Here is an 18640-nt window from a genome sequence, read left to right as displayed (position 1 = left end):
CCGCGGTACCCCGTTCGGTACCCGAACCGTCGGCTCACCAGACCGCCGTCGTCCGTCCTCGCCTGATCCGGGGACGGGCGGCGGCCCCCGAGCCGGCGGACCGAGCGCGCGGCAGACCCGACGGCGGTCGGTGCCGACCCCGGCACCACCCCCAGTAGTTCCCGACCCGAAGGGACGCCCGATGTGCGGCATCATCGCGGCCCGCGTCAGTGACGACGTGAGCCCCTACCTGCTCGACGGCCTCGAGCGCCTCGAGTACCGCGGCTACGACTCCGCCGGCATCGCGGTCCGGACCGCCTCGGGCGGCACCGAGACGATCCGGTCCGTCTCCCGCGTCGGCGACCTCCGGACGCTCGTCGCGGCACGCTCGGGCGACGCGCTGACCGGGGTCGGCATCGGCCACACGCGGTGGGCCACGCACGGCGCCGTCCGCGAGGCGAACGCCCACCCGCACGCCGACTGCGGTCGCCGGGTCAGCGTCGTGCACAACGGCATCGTCGAGAACGCCGACGAACTGCGCGCGACCCTGGAGCGGCAGGGCCACGTCTTCCGGTCCGACGTCGACTCGGAGGTCATCGCGCACCTCGTCGAGCGGGCACTCGCGGTGGACCCGGACCTCATGCTCGCCGTGCAGATCGCGACCGCGCAGCTCGAGGGGTCGTGGGCGATCGTCGTGCTCGACTCCCGCGACGGCCGGATGGTCGTGGCGGCGGACCGCTCGCCGCTCGTGGTGGCGCGCTCCGCCCGCGGCGACTTCGTGGCGAGCGACGTCGGTGCGATCGCCGAGTGGTGCGAGACGTTCGTCGCGCTGCGGGACGGCGACGTGGTGGAGCTCGGCGAGGCGTGGACCTGGTCGTCCGGTGGCGTCACGGTTCCGGTGCCGTTCCCGACGCCGTCCCCGTTCGCCGCGGCCGCGCTCGACCTCGGGGACCACCCGGACCACATGGCGAAGGAGATCGAGGAGCAGCCCGCCGTCGTGTCGTCGATCCTCGAGCGGGTCGCGCGGCGTGCCGTCGACGGCAGCATGTGGGTCGGCCTCGGGCTGCCCGGCTTCCACCGACTCGCGATCGTCGCCTGCGGCACGTCCCTCAACGCCGGGCAGGTGATCGCCACCGCGCTGCGCGGCATCGGCGGCGTCCCGACGGACATCGTCGTGGCGAGCGAGGCCGACCAGGTGGTGCTCGGCCCTGGAACGCTCGTGGTCGCGATCAGCCAGTCCGGCGAGACCGCCGACGTCCTCCGGGCGCTGGACCGGTTCGACGACCGGCACCCGGTGCTCGCGCTCACGAACAACCTGCACTCCTCGCTCGCCCGTCGGGCGGACGCGGTGCTCGACTGCCACGCCGGCCCGGAGATCGGGGTGGCGGCGACGAAGACGTTCACCGCGCAGGTCGTGGTCGGCGTGGCGGCGATGATCGCGGCGATGGTGGCGTCCGGGCGGATCGGGACCGCCCGAGCGGCCGCGCTCGTCGGCGAACTGTCCGAGCTGCCGGGTCGGGTGGAACACGCGGCGGCGATCGCGGCCGACCGGATCCCCCTGCTCGTCGCCAACGTCCGGGAGGCCTCCGGCTTCCTGTTCCTCGGGCGCGGACAGGGCCTGGCGTACGCCGCCGAGGGTGCCCTGAAGCTCAAGGAGCTCAGCTACCGGTGGGCCGAGGCGTACCCGGCGGGCGAGCTGAAGCACGGCCCGCTCGCCCTCGTCGACGAGGGAACCCCGGTCGTCGTCGTCGACCACGGCGAGCACCGCCTGCAGGCGAACATCGCCGAGGTCCGTGCCCGCGGCGGCTTCATCATCACGATCGGCGGCGAGGGGTCGGACATCCCGGCGCTCGCGGGTCGGGCGTCGGGCGGGCTGACCTGGGGTGCGAGCACCGCGCCGTGGGGTCCGCTCGAGGCGGTCGTGCCGTTGCAGATGCTCGCGCGCGAACTCGCCCTCCAGCTCGGCTGCGACGTCGACAAGCCCCGGAACCTCGCGAAGTCGGTGACGGTCGAATAGCCAGGCACCGGCCCGTGAACCGTCTGACGGTGTTCCTCGCCGTCCTCGCCGGGCTGACGATCATCGCCACCGCCGTGGTCGTCGCCTGGGTGCTCTCCACCTGACCCCTGTCCGGGGCCTGGCTGTTCCCTCGCTGGGCGCTGGTCGCGGAGCCCGCTCATCGGGTGGGGCTGCCATGCTGGTCGCTTGACCACCGCAGCCCCGCCCCTCGTCTTCGTCGCCCTGCTCGTCGGGGCCGTCCTGCCGTTCGTGCCCGTCGTGGGACGCGTCGCCCGCATCGCGGCGACCATCGTCCACGAGGTCGGACACGTCGTCGTCGTGGTGCCGTTCGGTGGGCAGATCCGCCGCATCGACCTGCACCCGGACGGCTCCGGTGAAGCCTGGGTGCAGCTCGGTCGGGTGCCGGGGGCGATCCGCTGGGTGGTGCGGGTCCTCAACCTCTGGGCGGGCTACAGCGCCCCGCTCTGGGCCGGGGTCCTGCTCGTCACGGGGGTGCTGCACGGGTCGCGGTGGCTGCCGGTCGCCGTGCTCGGGGTCGTGGGTGTCGTCGCGCTGCTGTTCGTGCGGAACTGGTTCGGGCTGCTCGTGGTGATCGGCTTCGACGCGATCGCGCTCTGGGTGGCCGTCCGCCCGTCGGACCTCACCGTGCTCGTCGTCGCCGCGGTCGGGGCGCTCTTCGTGGTGGACGGGCTGCGGTCGGTGGTGCAGGTCGCGCGGTGGCTGCTGACCGGGGCACGGGTGCAGACGGACTTCCACATCGCCGCGGCGGAGATGCGGGTACCGGCGGCGCTGTGGTTCGTCCTGTTCGTGGTCGTGAACGGCGTCGCGGTGTGGCTCGCGCGTGTCCCCCTCGCCGAGTCCTGGGCCGCGGTGGCCGCGGGCGTCCGCGCCCTGTTCTGACGCGGCGCCGGGCGGGCCGGGCGGGGTTGGGGCCGGGCGGGGTCGGGGCCGGGCGCTGTCGTCGAACGACGGCGATGTCGCGCCGTCCACAGCCGGGCAGCGCCAGCGGATCGCGGGACCACCGAAGCGCCGGAGCACCTGCCCGGTCGGACACCACGTCCGCCCGACCTGCGACGATGGGCCGATGCGCCTCGCCGACGTCACCACCGCCCTCGCCCGCACCGACGACGACGTCCCCGGCGTCGTCGCAGCACGGCGGTTCGTGGCGGAGCACGGTGACGCGGCGCTCCGGCGCGAGGGTGGCCCGGAGCACCTCACGGCGTCGTGCTTCGTGTTCTCCCCCGACCTCGAGCAGACCCTGCTCTGTCTGCACCGGAAGGGCGGCTTCTGGGTGCAGGTCGGCGGGCACCTCGAACCGGACGATCGGGACCTCGCGGACACCGCTCGCCGCGAAGCCCGGGAGGAGTCCGGCATCGCCGACCTCGAGCTGCTCGACGGCCGCGTGGTCGACGTCGACCGGCACGACCTGCACAGCGGGTTCGGGTCGTGCGCTGCGCACTGGGACGTCGGCTTCGTGGCGCTCGTCGACCCGTCGAGCGTGACCGCGGTCAGCGACGAGAGCGACGACGTCCGGTGGTTCCGCGTCGATGAGCTGCCGGACGCCCTGCCGTCGACGTTCCCCCACCGGCTCCTCGCCGCGCGCGAAGCGGCACGCGACGCCGCCCGCGCCGACTGATCACCCCGCCCGGCTCACCCTCACTCCCAGGGGTGCTGCTCCAGCGCCACGGGGTCGAACACCTGCCCGCCGGCCACGACGAGCGACCGCGGCACCCGCCGCACCAGCGCGTCCATCGGGTTCTCCGCATCGACGAGCACCACGTCCGCCCGCGCCCCGGCCACGAGGTCGTGCACCTCGTCGGTGACGAACGCCCCGGCGTCCCGCGATGCGAGCTCCACGACCCGCAGCAGGTCCTCGTCGCGGACGACTCCCCCGGCCCGGGCGTACTGCCACGCGATCCCCAGCAGGTCCCCGTCGCCGTATGGGCTCCACAGGTCGCGGATCCCGTCGGTCCCGAGGCCGAACCGGACCCCGGCATCGTCGAACTCGTGCAACGGCAACTGGCGCATCCGCACCGGCGCCACGGTGGTCATCGTCACGCCGAGTCCCGCCATCCGGGCGAGCAGGTCCCGTCGGCGCACGGGTTCCACGTCGACGATCGCGAACCCGTGTGCGATGTTCACCTTCCCGGGCGCGATCCCGTCGCGTTCGACCCGGTCCAGGACGAGGTCGAACGCGAACGCCCCGAGCTCGGCCGGCTCGTGGAGGTGCAGGTCGATGCCGCAGCCGGTGTCCGCGGCGATCGCGAACAGGCCGTCGAGCTGCCCGACCGGGTCGCGGTCGATGAGCGACGGGTCGAGCCCACCGATGTGCTCCGCACCGGCGAGCGCCGCCTGACGGAGGAGGTCGAGGACCCCCGGCCGACGGAGCACCCCGTCCTGCGGGAACGCCACGATCGCGACCTCGACGGCGTCGTCGAGCGCCTCAGCGGCTGCGCGGACGGCGTGGATGCCCCGGAGCCCGACCCCGAGGTCCACGTCGACGTGCGTCCGCACCCGCGTCGTGCCGGTCCGCAGCCCCTCCCGGAGGACCCGCGTGGCGACGTCGACGCCCGGGATGCCGAGGGCGTCCCGACGGGCCCGCTCGTGGGCGATGCGGCCCTGGGTTCCGCCCGCTCCGCCGTAGGACTCCCACGGCCGGCCCCACCAGCGCTTGTCGACGTGCGCGTGGGCGTTGACGAGCCCCGGGAGCGCGAGGTGGCCGTACCCGTCCACGACGGCTGCGCCCGCGGGCGCTGGCGAGCCGGTCGGGACCACCGCGGCGATGCGGTCACCGGTCACGAGGACGTCGGACTGGTCACCGCCCCAGGGTCGGACGTTGCGGAGGACCAGGTCGACGTCGTCGTGGAGCATGCCCCCAGCGTGGCAGAAGTCCCGGGACACGACGCGGTGGACCCGGACCGGTCGGACCGATTGGCCCGGGCGCCCGTAACGGACCGCAGCATTCGGCTGTCCACCGAGCGCGGCGTGCGAGAGTTCGGACACCCGACGACCGGTGGAGGAACCATGAGCAACGAGGAGCGCCCGAGCGAGCACGGCCGCCCGAGCGAGCACGGCCGCCCGAGCGAACACGGCCACCCGACCGAGCACGGCTTTGCGACCGAGCAGGTGCACGGCGGTTTCGTGCCCGATGCCGCGCACGGCGCACGGGTCCCCGCGATCCACATGTCCTCCGGCTTCCTCTTCGACGACTTCGACCAGGCCCGCGACCGCTTCGCCGGCACCGACGACGGCTACACGTACACGCGGCTCGGCAACCCCACGAACGCCGACGTCGAGCGTCGCATCGCCCTGCTCGAACGCAGTGCCGAAGCGATCCTCGTCGGCAGCGGTCAGGCCGCAGCGACGGTCGCGTTCCTCGGGCTCCTGCAGGCCGGCGACCACGTCGTCAGCGCGCGGAGCATCTACGAGGGCACCCGGGGACTGCTCCTGCAGAACCTCGGTCGGCTCGGCATCGAGGTGGACTTCGTCGCCGACGCCCGCGACCTCGACGCCTGGGCCGCCGCGGTCCGACCGAACACGAAGGTGTTCTTCGCCGAGACGATCCCGAACCCGAAGAACGACGTGCTCGACATCACGGGCGTGGCCGACGTCGCACACCGCGCCGGAGTCCCCCTGATCGTCGACAACACGCTCGCCACGCCGTACCTCGTCCGTCCGGTGGAGCACGGAGCGGACATCGTCGTGCACTCCGCGTCGAAGTTCCTCTCGGGCCACGGCGCAGGGCTCGGCGGGGTGGTCGTCGACGGCGGCACGTTCGACTGGTCGGCCTCGCCCGAGCGGTGGACGCACCTGACGAGTCCGGAGCGTTCGCTGGGCGGGCAGAGCTACGTCGAGCGCTTCGGCAGCCGGGCCTTCGTCGTCTTCGCACGCGACGTCATCGCCTCCCGGATCGGTCCGACCCCGTCACCGTTCAACGCGTTCCTGCTGCGTCAGGGCATCGAGACGCTGAGCCTGCGCGTCGAACGCCACAGCGCGAACGCGCTGGCGGTCGCGGAGTACCTGGACCAGCAGCCGGAGGTGACGAGCGTCGACCACGCGGGCCTGGCCTCCAGTCCGTTCCACGACCTCGCCCAGCGCTACCTGCCGCGCGGTGCCGGTTCCGTCTTCGCGTTCACGCTCGCCGGTGGCGAAGCCGCCGCCCGCACCTTCATCGACGCGGTGCAGCTGTTCAGCCGGATGACCCACCTCGGCGACGTCCGGTCGCTCATCCTGCACCCCGCGACGACCACCCACGCGGGCCGCACGGCCGAGGAACGCGCCGAGCAGGGCATCTGGGACGGCCTGATCCGACTGTCCGTCGGCATCGAGGACGTCGCGGACCTCATCCGCGACCTCGACCGCGGCTTCACCGCGATCCGCGCGGGTCACGAGGACGTCGCGCGGCACACCGGCCTGGAGGCACGGGTCGACCCCGCCTCGGAGGCCGCCTCGCTCGCGCACACCGTCCCGCAGGGGCACGTCATCGCCGAGGAGGTCTGACGATGGCGGACCTCCAGCACTTCGGGTACTTCTTCTCGCGCGGGTTCGGGCCGCAGGCCTGGGGTCGGGACGACTGGCACTGGGGTCACGACTGGACGAAGCCGGACCTGTACCAGCAGTCCGTCCGGGCGCTCGAGCAGGCCGGCATGGACCTCGTGATCGCCGAGGACGCGATCTCGCTCGGGAACCCGTCCACGCTCGACCTCCGCATCCGACAGGCGTACGGCGGCCCGAAGCACGACCCACTGCTGCTCGCGCCGTACCTGTTCGCCGCGACGTCGCACATCGGGATCGCCCCGACGATCAACGCGGGGTTCACGCCGCCGTACCTCGCCGCACGCCAGGCCGCCACGCTCGCGCACCTGTCCGGTGACCGCTTCGGTCTCAACGTGGTGACCGACACGGGCAGCGCCCGGCACGCGGGGCTCGCGCCGCTGCCGCACGACGCCGCGTACGACCGGGCCGAGGAGTGGCTGCAGCTCGTCCGGCGGCTGTGGCACTCCTGGGGACCGGACGGGTACGTCGGCGCCGCGGGCAGCGGCGGCCTGGCCGCCGGTGCCGACGGGGACTGGCACTTCGCGGACGGCGACGCCCTCGACGCGTTCCACCACGAGGGCGCGTACTTCACCGCCGACGGTCCCCTCAACGCGCTCCCGCTCGACACCGACCCGGTGATCGTCTCCCCCGGTGGCTCCGGCCGGGGCCTCGGCTTCGCCGGGACCCACTCGGACGTGCAGCTGGCACTCGCACCGCTCTCGGCCGCGGCCGTCCGCGACTACCGGGCCCGTGTGCTCACGGCCGCCTCGGACGCCGGTCGTTCCGCGGACGACATCCGCGTGCTCTTCGTCCTCAAGCCGGTGCTCGTGCCCTCTCCGGAGGAAGCCGACCGCCTCGTCGCCGCCTCCACCCACCCGACCGACGAGGCCCTCCGCGCCGCCGCGGTGGCGTGGTCGAGCGACTCCGAGACCGACCTGCTGTCGCTCGACCTCGACGCGCCGATCCCCGCCGGGACCTTCGGGGACCACGTGTCCGCCGGGACGACCCGCGGCCTGGTCGGCGACACCCCGGACGCACCCCTCCGCGAGCTCCTCACCCGCAAGGCCCGGCTCGGCCGGATCAGCGAGCGGAGCGGCTTCGTCGGCACGGCGGACGAGTTCGCCGACTTCGTCGAGGAGCTCGGGGCGGATGCCGACAACGACGGCTTCATCTTCTCCGGCGACCTGCACCCGGCGCAGGTGTACCGGATGCTCGGCGACCTCGTCCCGGTGCTGCGGCAGCGCGGGCTGCTCCGCCGCGAGTACGGCGACGGCGGGATCCGCGGGAACCTGTTCGACTTCTGACCTCGGCCGACGTCTCAGGCCCCCGCCCCGCCGTCGACCGGGACGATGGCTCCGGTCACGGCGGACGCCCGGTCGCTCAGCAACCAGCACGCCGCCTGCGCCACCTCCTCCGGCTCCGCCATCCGACCGAGCGGGATCGACGCGTCGATCTGCGCACGCACCCCGGGGGTGGCAGCCTCCCACTCGTCGATCATCTGCGTCGCCGTACCGCCCGGGGTGAGCCCGTTCACGCGGATGCCCTGCGGCGCCCAGGTGACCGCGGCCGTCTCGGTGATGCTGTTGAGCGCTCGCTTCATCGCGCCGTACGCGGGGAGCGCGGGGTTCGCCCGTCGGCTGCCGATGCTCGAGGTGTTCACGATCGCGCCGCCGCCCGACCGACGCATGAGCGCGGCCTCCGCGACCATCGCGCGCCAGTGGCCGCGGAAGTTGACCGCGAACTGCAGGTCCACGTCCTCGTCGGTCGTCTCGTCGAGCGGACCGGGGGTCTGGATCGCCGCTCCGTTGTTGAACGCTCCGTCGAGTCGTCCGTGCAGTCGGTCGACCGCGGCGACGGCCTCCTCGATGCTGGTGGGGTCGGCGAGGTCCAGGCGGACGGCGTCGGCCGTGCCCCCGTCGCGCCGGATGTCGGCCACGATCGCGTCGAGTGCAGCGGTCCGTCGGGCGGCCAGCACGACCCGGGCCCCCTCGGTGGCGAAGAGCCGCGCGGCGGCTTCACCGATCCCGCGGCTCGCGCCGGTCACGAGGACGACGTGGTCGAGCAGGAGTCCCGCGGTGCTGGTGGGGGTCGTCGGTGCGGTGGTGGCGATGTCGGTGTTCGTCATGGACCCACCGTCGCCGAGGCGGTCCGGACGGTTCCAGGTACGACCGGTACCAGGATCCGCGCGGACACCGGGAGGAGGATCACGACGTGGACCGACCAGAACTCGCTGCCTTCCTGCGCTCACGCCGGGCGCGTCTCCGGCCGGAGGACGTGGGTCTGCCGTCGGGCCCCCGTCGCCGCACCCCGGGTCTCCGGCGGGAGGAGGTGGCCGTCGCCGCGCACATCTCGACCGAGTACTACGTCCGCCTCGAGCAGGGCCGTGCCCCTCGTCCGTCGACCGAGGTGCTCGCCGCCCTGGCCTCCGCGCTGCTGCTGACGGACGCGGAACGGTCGCACCTGCACGTGCTCGCCGGCACCGCTCCGGCTCCCGCACCGCACCACCGACGGGACGTGCACCCGACCGTGCAGGCCGCACTCGACGGGCTTCCGGGCGCGGTCGGGTTCGTCGTCTCCGCGGCGTTCGAGGTCCTCGCGTGGAACAGACTCGCGACGCTGCTGATGGAGGACTTCGCCCCGCTCCGACCCGAGGACCGGAACCTCGCCAGACGCGCCTTCTCGGACCAGCCGGACCTCTACGGAGCGACCGACGGGACGGCCTTCCGGCACGAGGTCGTCCACGGACTGCGGAGCGCCGCCGCGCGCTACCCGGACGACCCCGACATCGCCGGGCTCGTCGCGGAGCTCCGCAGCACGAGCGACAGCTTCGCTCGCCTCTGGGACCGCCACGACGTGCAGGCCGCTCCGGCGATCACGAAGCACTTCGACAACCCGGTCGTCGGGCGGGTCACCGTCGACTGCCTCGCGCTCAGCGTGCCGGACCGCGACCAGCACGTCGTCCTGTACACGCCGGCCGACCGGAGCGACACCGAGAAGCTGGCGCTGCTCGCCGTCGTCGGGCAGGACGCGTCGCTGTCGGCCTGACCGAACGCCGGCGACGGACGACCGACGGGAGGCCCGTGGCGGTGTCGCCACGGGCCTCCCGTCCGTTCGCCGTCACGTCACGTCACGGGTCAGTGGTGCACCGGCTCCACCACGTTCGACTCCTCGACCTCGCGCACGTCCTCCGCGGTGCGGAGGATCTCCTCGCGGGAACTCGCCGAGTTGATCGCCCAGTAGTAGATCACCAGGGAGAACACCGCGACGACGACGATGTCGACCCACAGCGGGAAGACCGGGTTCTTGAGCGGCCCGAAGTCGCTGAGGAACACGATCAAGCCCATGCCGATCAGGTAGGGCAGCAGCCACTGCGCCGCCTTCCAGTCCCAGCGCGGCCGCACGCTCGACGCCCCACGGAACACGTTGTTCAGGACGATGACGACGGCGCCGAGGAGGATCGCGACCCCGAGCTTCCAGTCGGTGTCCCACCCGGTCCAGAGGATGATGAGGTTCGCCACGATGAACGCGATCGGTGAGAACACCGCCGCGGCCGGCATGCGGTACGGCCGCTCGATCTCGGGGATGCGCTTCCGGAACGCTCCGAGTGCCAGCGGGGCGCCGGCGTACATGAGCACGGACGCACTCGTGATGAGGCTGACGAGCCCCTGCCACGACGGGAACGGGGCGAAGCAGGCGCAGCCGACGACGAACGCGGTGACGAGTCCGACCCACGGCACGCCGGCCTTCGTCGTCCACTCGAACGCCTTCGGGAAGTAGCCGTTGCGGCTCAGCCCGTAGGAGATGCGGGTCGTCGCCGTGACGTAGATGAGACCGGTGCCACCGGGAGAGATGATCGCGTCGATGAAGATGATCACCGCGAGCCAGGTGATGCCGGCGGCCATCGCGATGTCGGCGAACGGGCCGGTGTACTTGGTGAAGTCCGCGGTGGCCCACGAACCCTGGATCGCGCCGGACTGCAGCGCGCCGAGGAACACGACCTGCAGGAGCAGGTAGATGACCAGGCCGATGATGACCGAACCGATGACCGCTCGCGGGATGTCCCGCTTGGGGTTCTTGGCCTCGCCGGCGAGCTGGTCGGCCTGCTCGAACCCGAGGAACGCGAAGATGATGCCCGAGGTCGACACCGCCGCGAGGATGCCCTTCGCGCCGCCGGGCAGGAAGCCGTCCGCCGCGGTGAAGTTGCTGCCGTGGAAGCCGCTGAACGCCAGCACGATGATGACGAGCAGCGGGATGGCGACCTTCCACCACGTCGCGGCGGAGTTCGTGTTCGCGAGGATCCGGACGCTCAGCAGGTTGACGACCGTGACGACGGCCATGAGGACGATCGCCACCGCGATGCCCGCACCGGTCAGGAGCTGCTGGGTCTCGCCGTCGACGACGACCGTGTGCAGCCACGGGTGGGCGAACTGCCAGTGCTGCGCGTACTTGATCATCGCCTCGACCTCGATCGGGGCGACGGTCACGGACTGCAACCACGAGAACCAGCCGAAGGACGCTCCCGCGATGCCACCGAATGCGATGTGCGGGAAGCGCGCCGTACCGCCGGCGATGGGGAACATGCCACCGAGTTCCGCGTGCACGAGCGCGAGGACGAGGACGGCCACGCCGCCGATGAGCCACGAGATGATCGCGGCCGGACCCGCCGTCTTGAGGGCTTCCTGCGAGCCGAAGAGCCACCCGGATCCGATGATGGACCCCGTCGATGCCCAGATCAGGCCGATGAAGCCGACGTTGCGCTTCAGGCCGGAGTCCGGCAGCGCCTGTGTCGTCGTCGTTGTTGCCACTGTTGCTCCTGTCGAGTGACGCGAGCCCCGCGATCGTGGGGAGCGCGTGCAACGACAATGGCACCGGACAGGAGTCTCGCCGGATTATTTAACGAGGTGGAAACACAAGCCCTGTATAAGCCCACAGGCTACTTCTTCTTGCCGTCCTTCTTCTTGCTGTCCTTCTTCTTGCTGTCCTTCTTGGCGGCCTGCTTCTTGTCACCCTTTTTCTTGTCGCCCTTCTTCTTGTCCGACTTCTCCTTGTCGTGCTTCTTGTCGGGCTTCTTCTTGTCGGACTTCTCCTTGCGGTCCTGGTCCTGGTCCTCGGCCGGAGTCTCGACCGGCTGCTCCGGTGCCGCGGACTCCGGTCGGGGCGCGGGCTCGTCGTCGAGGACGCCGTCGACCGGCTCGACCACGACCGCGGCGCCGGTGTCCGCCGCGACGTCGAGCACCTGCTCCTCGACCTCGGGAGCGAGCGCGTCGTCCACTCGCTCGACGACGATCTCCGCTCCGTCCTCGGCGAGCCGCAGGAGCCCCTGCGCCGCGCGCACCCGGGTCGTCGTCCGCCGGGCGAGCACGTCGGCCCGCGCCCCTTCGAGCAGCGCGCGGAGCGAGCGTTCCGCGACCGATCGGCCCCGCGGTGCGGAGCGGTCCAGACGATCGAGTTCCCCGGCGACACCGGCGACGTCGTCGGCGACGTGCTCGTGACGGACCGACTCGATGAGCGCCGCGACGACCGCCGCGGCACGCTCGACGGCGGCGGACCGCTGGTCGAGGACGACGAGCATCTCGAACACCGCCCCGTACGTGACGGTCTCGACGCGGACCGGCTCGGCACCGCGACCACGGAGGACGAGCTTCGCCTCCGGGTTCGGCAGCCAGGGGATCAGCGCTGCGACCGTGGCCACCGAGCCGACGACGCGCTCGTACTCCCCCAGCCCCAGACGCTCCTGCTCACGCAGACGGACACGGATCGCGATCTCCTGCACTACACTCGCACCTCTCTCGACGGCGCGGGCGTGTCCTCGCACCGGAGTCCCGAGCGTATTCCGCCGACCCGGGAGGACGACGAACGCCCCACTCGCGGGAGTGGGGCGTCCGGGTGGAACTCGGCGTGACAGTGGCCCGACGACCGGCAGGTGGTGGAGATGGGGGGAATCGAACCCCCGTCCATCGCTGCAATTCGACGTCTTCTACGGGCGTATCCGGATCAGGCGTTCTGCTCGGCCCCGTCCATTGCTACCGGCTTCTTGGACGACGGGCCCAGTCTCAGTGCAAGTCCCGCACGGCCCTGAGGCGCAACCGTGCAGCAAGTCCTCTGGATGACGCCGGGATCAGGTTAGGGGACGGTCACCTGGCCGACGGACTTCATGTGCTGGGCTGCTTACGCAGCGAGAGCGAAGTCAGTGCGCTTGGAATTGGCACTTGTTGTTTTCCACGGATCGTTCACGAGATGACCGTGGGTCCTCGGCCCGCTTCCCGTCGGCACACAGGCAATGTCGAAACCGATCATCCCCATGCAGGCCGGACGTGCGAGCCACTGTCACGCTGTTGAGTTCCCAATCCGCCGTTCAGGCGGTCCCTCAGTCTAGTCGACCGAGGTGCGTCGCGCTACTCGCCGACGCGGTTCCGGGTGCGCATGGCCCGCTCGGCCTCGCGCTTGTCGGTCTTCTCGCGCAGGGCCTGCCGCTTGTCGAACTCCCGCTTGCCCTTCGCGACCGCGATCTCCACCTTGGCGCGCCCGTCGTGGAAGTAGATCTGCAGCGGGACGAGCGTGTAGCCGCCCTGCGCCGTCTTGTGCGAGATCTTCACGATCTGCTGCTTGTGCAGGAGGAGCTTGCGCTTGCGTCGAGGCGAGTGGTTGTTCCACGTCCCCTCGGTGTACTCGGGGATGTGCACGGCGTCGAGCCATGCTTCTCCGCCGTCGATGAAGGCGTACCCGTCGACGAGCGAAGCACGACCCTGCCGGAGCGACTTCACCTCGGTGCCGGAGAGCACCATGCCCGCTTCGTACGTGTCCTCGATGAGGTAGTCGTGACGGGCGCGACGGTTCGTGGCGACGATCTTCTCACCGCGTTCCTTGGCCATGACGACTCCTCTCGGGGGTGTGCGGTCCAGACCCGGTGCCCGGCGCAGCCCTCCAGCGTACTGAACACCGGGGCGCCGCCGCACCTTCCCGGCGCGTCGCGGGCCCCGGGCTGTGTGTCAGACCTTGAGGTAGCGACGGATCGCGACGAACGCAGACAGTCCGGCGAGCAGGACACCGATGACGACCACCGCCGGGACGACCACTGCCGCGTCGCCCATGCCGATGAACGCCGTCCCGGAGAACCGGACCGCCAGGTAGTTCCGGACGAAGAACCACACCACTGCCGTGATCGCCCCGCCGGCGAGGACCGCCCCGATGGCCGCGGCGATGACCCCCTCGAGGACGAACGGTGTCTGGATGAACCGGTTCGACGCGCCGACCAGCCGCATGATGCCGAGCTCCCGCCGTCGACTGAACGCCGAGAGTCGGATCGTGGTGGCGATGAGGAGCACGGCGGCGACGAGCATGAGCGCCGCGATGCCGATCGCCGTGTACGACGAGGCGTTCAGCAGGTTGAAGATCGGCTGGAGGTAGCCGCGCTGGTCGACGACGCTCTGCACACCGGCGACCTTGGACAGGCTCTCCACGAGGACGTCGGACTGCGACGGGTTCTTGAGGTTCACCCAGTACGTCTCGTTGAGGTACTCGGGCTTCACGAACTCGGTCGCGGGCGAGTCCTTGAACTGCTGCTTGAACCGCGTGTAGGCGTCCTGCTGGTTCTCGAAGTAGAACTTCTCGATGTAGGGCTTCAACGTCGACGACTCGAGCTGCGACTCGACCTGCTGGCGCTGGTCGTCGGTGGCCTTCGCCCCGGTGCAGTTGCCGGTGGTGTCGGTGTCGGTGCACAGGTAGACGGCGACCTGCGCCCGGTCGTACCAGTACCCCTTCATCTGGTTGATCTGCATCTGGAGGAGGATCGCGGTACCGACGAAGGTCAGCGAGATGAACGTCACGAGGACGACCGACACGACCATCGACGCGTTGCGCCGCAGGCCCGAGCCGACCTCGGACATGACGAGCCCGAGCCTCATCGGATGATCCCCGGGATGGTCTGGATGCCGGTGGTGTTCGACACGGTGTTGCCTCGCTGGATCGGGACGGCCTGGGTCTGGTAGCCGCCGGACTGCTCGTCGCGCAGGATCGTGCCGTTCGACAGCTCGATCACCCGGCGCTGCATCTGGTTCACGATGCTGGCGTCGTGCGTCGCCATGAGCACGGTCGTGCCGCCCTGGTTGATGCGTTCGAGCAGCGCCATGATGCCGGCCGAGGTGGTCGGGTCGAGGTTGCCCGTGGGCTCGTCCGCGAGCAGGATCGCCGGCTTGTTCACGACGGCGCGTGCGATCGCCACGCGCTGCTGCTCACCACCGGAGAGTTCGTGCGGCATGCGCGTCGCCTTGCCGGCGAGGCCGACGAGCTTGAGCACGTCGGTGACGGCCTCGCTGATGAAGCCCTTGCTCTTCCCGATGACCTGCAGCGAGAACGCGACGTTGTCGAAGACGTTCTTGTTCGGCAGGAGGCGGAAGTCCTGGAACACCACGCCGAGGTTGCGGCGGAAGTACGGGACCTTGCGCGACGACAGGGATCCGAGGCGCTGCCCGAGGACGTGGATCTGCCCGCGGGAGGGCTTCTCCTCCTTGAGCACGAGCCGCAGGAAGCTGGACTTGCCGGAGCCGGACGCGCCCACGAGGAAGACGAACTCGCCCTTGAGGATCTCGAGGGAGATGTCGTCGAGCGCAGGACTCGGGTTGCCCGAGTACACCTTGGTGACCTGGTCGAATTTGATCATGACCGGTTCAGGCTAGGTCGCCCCGGGCGGAATCGGGCCGAGGCGCGCGGCTCAGGTCCCCGTGGATCCACTCAGCAGCACGGCCCCGGTCTCGCCGCTCAGTCGTCGTCGGACTGCTTGCGCCAGCGGATGCCCGCGTTGATGAAGCCGTCGAGATCGCCGTCGAACACCGCGGACGGGTTGTTGACCTCGTGCTCGCTCCGCAGGTCCTTCACCATCTGGTACGGCGCGAGGACGTACGAGCGGATCTGGTCGCCCCAGCTCGCGGTGATGTTGCCCGCGAGTTCCTTCTTCTTCGCGTTCTCCTCTTCCTTCTTCAGGAGGAGCAGGCGCGACTGCAGGACGCGCATGGCGGCGGCGCGGTTCTGGATCTGCGACTTCTCGTTCTGCATCGACACGACGGTGCCGGTCGGCAGGTGGGTGAGGCGCACGGCGGAGTCGGTCGTGTTGACGGACTGCCCACCGGGGCCCGACGAGCGGAACACGTCGACCCGGATGTCGTTCTCCGGGATGTCGATGGCTTCGGTCTCGGGCATGAGCGGGATGACCTCGACCGCGGCGAACGACGTCTGTCGCTTGCCGGCCGCGCCGAACGGCGACATCCGCACGAGGCGGTGGGTGCCGGCCTCGACCGAGAGGGTCCCGAACGCGTGCGGCGCGTCGACCTCGAACGTGGCCGACTTGATGCCCGCTTCTTCCGCGTAGGAGGTGTCCATCACGGTCGTCTTGTAGCCGTGCTGCTCGGCGTAGCGCAGGTACATGCGCAGGAGCATCTCGGCGAAGTCGGCGGCGTCGACGCCACCCGCACCGGCGCGGATCGTGATGACGGCGGGTCGGTCGTCGTACTCGCCGTCGAGGAGCGTCTGCACCTCGAGGTCGCCCATGGTCTTCTGGATCGCCTTGAGCTCGGCCGCGGCCTCGTCAGCGGAGTCCTGGTCGTCGGCTTCGTTCGCCATCTCGACGAGGACCTCGAGGTCGTCGATTCGCTGCTCGGTGTCGGTGATCTTCCGGAGCTCGGCCTGGCGGTGCGAGAGCGCGCTCGTCACCTGCTGCGCGTGCTCGACGTCGTCCCACAGGTCGGGGGCACCGGCCTGCTCGCTGAGTTCGGCGATCTCACGCTGCAGGCGGTCGACGTCGACCACGGAGCGGATGTTGCCGAACGTCTCGCGGAGGGCGGAGAGTTGCTCGGAGAAGTCCAGTTCGACCATGATCGTCGATCCTACCGGCGCGCGTTCCCTCCGGCCGACCGGGAGGCACGGGTCGGGTCGGTCCCTCCGGTCCGGTCGGCGGCAGCGACAGCGCCTGCACGCCGATCCGTCATCCGGCGCGGGAGATGCTCATCCACGCGACCTGCACGTCGCCGGCAGCGTTCTCCGAGGGCTTCTGCGAGGACGCCGTCGCGGCCTGCAGGACGAGGTGCAGCGGCTTCGTGGGGATGGCCTGCGTCGTCGAGGCCACGCTCACGCCGTCGACGAGGTAGTCGAGCTTCGTCGGCGACCACTCGATCGTGTAGGTGTGCCAGTCGGAGAACGTCGTCCCGAGCTCGCGGTGCAGGCAGTTCACGGACGGGTCGCCCGGGCAGTGGTTCGAGAGCGTCACGGTGCCGTCGAGTGCACCCTCGGGGAAGTCCACCTCCCCGTCCTCCCAGGTGTTGGTGTCCGACCACAGCAGTCCGGCGAGGCCGTACCCCGCGACCGAGTCCGCTCGGAGGCGGATGTCGTACCGGCCGCTGGTCTGCCCGCCCCACCGTCCGCCGACGAGGGGGATGACCGCGGCGCCGGTGGGTCGCCCGACGGCGTCGGTGTGCATGTGCATGTCGAGCGTCCCGTCGGCCACGGAGATCGCGGACTGACGGTACGTCCCCACGCCGCTCGTGTCGCTGAAGCCGTCGTAGGCGATGAAGCGGTCGCCGTAGACCGTCGTGAAGTCCCCGGCGGACGCCGGAGTCGTGAAGTCCTCCCCGAAGACGCGGGTCCACCCGGACGCGGCCGCCGGCATGACCCCGCCGTCCTGCTGGTCCGACGCGCCGGAGCCATCCGGTGGCGTCGGCACGGACGGCGTGGGTGCGGTCGACGGCGCGGCGGCGGGCGGTGCGGCCGGGATGGTCACCGTCCGGCACCCGACCTGCCTGTCGGTCCCCGGGCCGACGTTCACCCCGACGACGCACACCGACTGTGTGCCGGTCTTCGTCGTCGCCACCGACGCAGCGAAACCGTGGGTCCCGGTGACGCGGAGCGCCCGGTTGACGTCGCCGCGAGCGACGTCGGTGCGCACGGTCGCGACCCGGGTGCGGCCGACCGTCACGGCGACGTCCGTCGCACCGGCCGGGGTGTTCGGATCGAGGGCCCACCCCCGGACCACCACGGTGCCCGGGGCCGTCGTGACCTGGTCGAGCGAACCGGCCGGTGAGGGGTCCTGGACGACGACCGTCCGGCACCCGAGCGAGACGTCCCTCCCGCCGGACAGGCTCTTCGCCGTGACGCACACCGACTGTCTGCCGGTCTTCGTGGTGACGAGGGACGCTCCGTAGCCATGGGCGCCGGTGACGCGGAGGACTCGGTTCACGTCGGCACGGACGGACGCGGCCGGGATCGTGCCGACCGCGCTGCCCCCGACGGTGACGCGGACGGACGTCGAGCGACTCGACCGGGCCCTGTCGACTGCCCACCCGCGGACCGTCACGCTCCCGGGTCCGGCGGCGACGCCGTCGAGCGCCCCCGTCGTCGTCGTGCTCGCGGCGAGCGCCGGCGAGGGGTCGAGCGCCGCGGCGATGATCGCGAACACGATGCCGATGACGACGACGGAGCGTCGGCGTGCGTCCCTGCGGACGACGACCGCCCCCAGGTCTCCTCGCGCCCGCACCGCGTGGTGGTCCGCCTGCACGTCCATCGCCCGCTCCTCTGCACATGGTCCGTCCCTGACCGATCGGGACGTCGACGACTATCGGGCGGGAAGACCGGTTCCGACAGCGGTCCGCGCAGGTGCGCCCCGGACTGGGGACAGGGTGCCGAGGGGTCTACCGGCCGAGCAGCGGTTCCCGGGACGCCATGCCCGCGGCCCCCGCACGTGCCACGGCGCCCGGCAGCGCCTCCAGGAACGCGTCGACGTCGGCGTCCGTGGAGGTGTGGCCGAGCGTGATCCGGAGCGCACCGCGGGCGTCCTGCTCGGAAAGTCCCATCGCGAGCAGGACGTGCGAGGCCTCGGGCACCCCCGCCTGGCACGCGGACCCGGTCGACACGGCGACCCCCGCGGCGTCGAGCAGGAACAGGAGCGAGTCGCCCTCGCACCCCGGGAAGGTGAAGTGGGCGTTCCCCGGCAGCCGGTCGACCGGGTCGCCCATGAGCACGGCGGACGGCACCGCCGCACGGACGCCCGCCACGAGACGGTCGCGCAGCGCCCGCACGGCGGCGTCACCGGCCGCCGCCACGGCCGCCGCCGCGGTGGCGGCC

At 71.4% G+C, this 18640-nt stretch carries 16 protein-coding genes and 1 other RNA gene; 6 read left to right on the top strand and 11 right to left on the bottom strand.

Translation table 11 applies throughout. The features are described 5' to 3' along the window. The first annotated feature begins 181 nt into the window (after window positions 1-181). The 3 genes from glmS to ACSW7Y_RS03390 all read left to right on the top strand — a co-directional run bounded on the left by glmS (window position 182) and on the right by ACSW7Y_RS03390 (window position 3632). Window positions 182-1996 (top strand): glutamine--fructose-6-phosphate transaminase (isomerizing), encoded by a 1815-nt coding sequence (gene glmS / locus ACSW7Y_RS03400; RefSeq protein WP_438124933.1) that lies wholly within the window; start codon window positions 182-184, stop codon window positions 1994-1996. Window positions 1997-2182: 186 nt separating this feature from the next. Continuing rightward, window positions 2183-2896, top strand: coding sequence for a M50 family metallopeptidase (locus tag ACSW7Y_RS03395; RefSeq protein WP_438124932.1), 714 nt, complete (start codon window positions 2183-2185; stop codon window positions 2894-2896). A 184-nt stretch (window positions 2897-3080) separates the two neighbouring features. Further along, window positions 3081-3632 carry an NUDIX hydrolase gene (locus ACSW7Y_RS03390; RefSeq protein ID WP_438124931.1) on the top strand — a complete coding sequence of 184 codons (552 nt, stop codon included), beginning with the start codon at window positions 3081-3083 and terminating at the stop codon, window positions 3630-3632. Window positions 3633-3652: 20 nt separating this feature from the next. On the opposite strand, the gene ACSW7Y_RS03385 is transcribed toward ACSW7Y_RS03390, so the two are convergent. Next, the gene (locus ACSW7Y_RS03385) at window positions 3653-4867 is read right to left on the bottom strand and encodes a cytosine deaminase (protein ID WP_438124930.1); all 1215 of its coding nucleotides are present in this window, start codon (window positions 4865-4867) and stop codon (window positions 3653-3655) included. Between the two features lie 153 nt (window positions 4868-5020). Between ACSW7Y_RS03385 and ACSW7Y_RS03380 the strand changes: the two genes are divergently transcribed. Continuing rightward, entirely contained in the window at window positions 5021-6496 is a 1476-nt protein-coding gene (locus tag ACSW7Y_RS03380; RefSeq protein WP_438124929.1) for an O-acetylhomoserine aminocarboxypropyltransferase/cysteine synthase family protein, read from the top strand. 2 nt (window positions 6497-6498) lie between these two features. After that, a complete protein-coding gene (locus ACSW7Y_RS03375; protein ID WP_438124928.1) occupies window positions 6499-7836 on the top strand; it encodes an LLM class flavin-dependent oxidoreductase in 1338 nt (445 codons plus the stop codon). Between the two features lie 14 nt (window positions 7837-7850). Here the strand turns inward: ACSW7Y_RS03375 and ACSW7Y_RS03370 are convergent, their stop codons facing one another. Next, window positions 7851-8657, bottom strand: a complete 807-nt coding sequence (locus ACSW7Y_RS03370; RefSeq protein ID WP_438124927.1) for an SDR family NAD(P)-dependent oxidoreductase — start codon at window positions 8655-8657, stop codon at window positions 7851-7853. Window positions 8658-8743: 86 nt separating this feature from the next. Here ACSW7Y_RS03370 and ACSW7Y_RS03365 point away from each other — a divergent pair, with 86 nt between their 5' ends. Further along, window positions 8744-9577, top strand: coding sequence for a helix-turn-helix transcriptional regulator (locus tag ACSW7Y_RS03365; protein WP_438124926.1), 834 nt, complete (start codon window positions 8744-8746; stop codon window positions 9575-9577). 89 nt (window positions 9578-9666) lie between these two features. On the opposite strand, the gene ACSW7Y_RS03360 is transcribed toward ACSW7Y_RS03365, so the two are convergent. The 9 genes from ACSW7Y_RS03360 to ACSW7Y_RS03320 all read right to left on the bottom strand — a co-directional run. Then, the gene (locus tag ACSW7Y_RS03360) at window positions 9667-11337 is read right to left on the bottom strand and encodes an APC family permease (RefSeq protein ID WP_438124925.1); all 1671 of its coding nucleotides are present in this window, start codon (window positions 11335-11337) and stop codon (window positions 9667-9669) included. A gap of 128 nt (window positions 11338-11465) precedes the next feature. Next, complete coding sequence (locus ACSW7Y_RS03355) at window positions 11466-12347, bottom strand: hypothetical protein (RefSeq protein WP_438124924.1); 882 nt, start codon at window positions 12345-12347, stop codon at window positions 11466-11468. A 109-nt stretch (window positions 12348-12456) separates the two neighbouring features. Continuing rightward, window positions 12457-12833: a transfer-messenger RNA gene (gene ssrA, locus ACSW7Y_RS03350) on the bottom strand. Window positions 12834-12927: 94 nt separating this feature from the next. Continuing rightward, the gene (gene smpB, locus ACSW7Y_RS03345) at window positions 12928-13404 is read right to left on the bottom strand and encodes an SsrA-binding protein SmpB (RefSeq protein WP_022904941.1); all 477 of its coding nucleotides are present in this window, start codon (window positions 13402-13404) and stop codon (window positions 12928-12930) included. Window positions 13405-13521: 117 nt separating this feature from the next. Then, complete coding sequence (gene ftsX / locus ACSW7Y_RS03340) at window positions 13522-14436, bottom strand: permease-like cell division protein FtsX (RefSeq protein WP_290131489.1); 915 nt, start codon at window positions 14434-14436, stop codon at window positions 13522-13524. After that, window positions 14433-15191 (bottom strand): cell division ATP-binding protein FtsE, encoded by a 759-nt coding sequence (gene ftsE / locus ACSW7Y_RS03335; protein ID WP_058726342.1) that lies wholly within the window; start codon window positions 15189-15191, stop codon window positions 14433-14435. Before ftsE ends, ftsX begins: the two co-directional genes overlap by 4 nt. Window positions 15192-15289: 98 nt before the next feature. Further along, on the bottom strand, window positions 15290-16399 hold the full coding sequence (gene prfB, locus ACSW7Y_RS03330; RefSeq protein ID WP_438124923.1) for a peptide chain release factor 2: 1110 nt from the start codon (window positions 16397-16399) through the stop codon (window positions 15290-15292). Window positions 16400-16508: 109 nt separating this feature from the next. Next, window positions 16509-18080 (bottom strand): glycoside hydrolase family 16 protein, encoded by a 1572-nt coding sequence (locus ACSW7Y_RS03325; protein WP_438124922.1) that lies wholly within the window; start codon window positions 18078-18080, stop codon window positions 16509-16511. Window positions 18081-18207: 127 nt separating this feature from the next. Continuing rightward, a partial coding sequence (locus tag ACSW7Y_RS03320) for an aminotransferase class V-fold PLP-dependent enzyme (protein WP_438124921.1) occupies window positions 18208-18640 on the bottom strand: 433 nt, incomplete at its 5' end.

The organism is Curtobacterium flaccumfaciens (assembly GCF_051548005.1).
In the GTDB taxonomy this organism is placed as follows: Bacteria; Actinomycetota; Actinomycetes; order Actinomycetales; family Microbacteriaceae; genus Curtobacterium.
This window is presented reverse-complemented; position numbering and strand designations above follow the sequence as displayed.

Bases quoted from the DNA above. Each gene is read 5' to 3' on its own strand.
- glmS (WP_438124933.1), top strand. From the start codon at position 182: ATGTGCGGCATCATCGCGGCCCGCGTCAGTGACGACGTGAGCCCCTAC.
- ACSW7Y_RS03390 (WP_438124931.1), top strand. From the start codon at position 3,081: ATGCGCCTCGCCGACGTCACCACCGCCCTCGCCCGCACCGACGACGAC.
- ACSW7Y_RS03385 (WP_438124930.1), bottom strand. From the start codon at position 4,867: ATGCTCCACGACGACGTCGACCTGGTCCTCCGCAACGTCCGACCCTGG.
- ACSW7Y_RS03380 (WP_438124929.1), top strand. From the start codon at position 5,021: ATGAGCAACGAGGAGCGCCCGAGCGAGCACGGCCGCCCGAGCGAGCAC.
- ACSW7Y_RS03375 (WP_438124928.1), top strand. From the start codon at position 6,499: ATGGCGGACCTCCAGCACTTCGGGTACTTCTTCTCGCGCGGGTTCGGG.
- ACSW7Y_RS03370 (WP_438124927.1), bottom strand. From the start codon at position 8,657: ATGACGAACACCGACATCGCCACCACCGCACCGACGACCCCCACCAGC.
- smpB (WP_022904941.1), bottom strand. From the start codon at position 13,404: ATGGCCAAGGAACGCGGTGAGAAGATCGTCGCCACGAACCGTCGCGCC.
- ftsX (WP_290131489.1), bottom strand. From the start codon at position 14,436: ATGAGGCTCGGGCTCGTCATGTCCGAGGTCGGCTCGGGCCTGCGGCGC.
- ftsE (WP_058726342.1), bottom strand. From the start codon at position 15,191: ATGATCAAATTCGACCAGGTCACCAAGGTGTACTCGGGCAACCCGAGT.
- prfB (WP_438124923.1), bottom strand. From the start codon at position 16,399: ATGGTCGAACTGGACTTCTCCGAGCAACTCTCCGCCCTCCGCGAGACG.
- ACSW7Y_RS03325 (WP_438124922.1), bottom strand. From the start codon at position 18,080: ATGGACGTGCAGGCGGACCACCACGCGGTGCGGGCGCGAGGAGACCTG.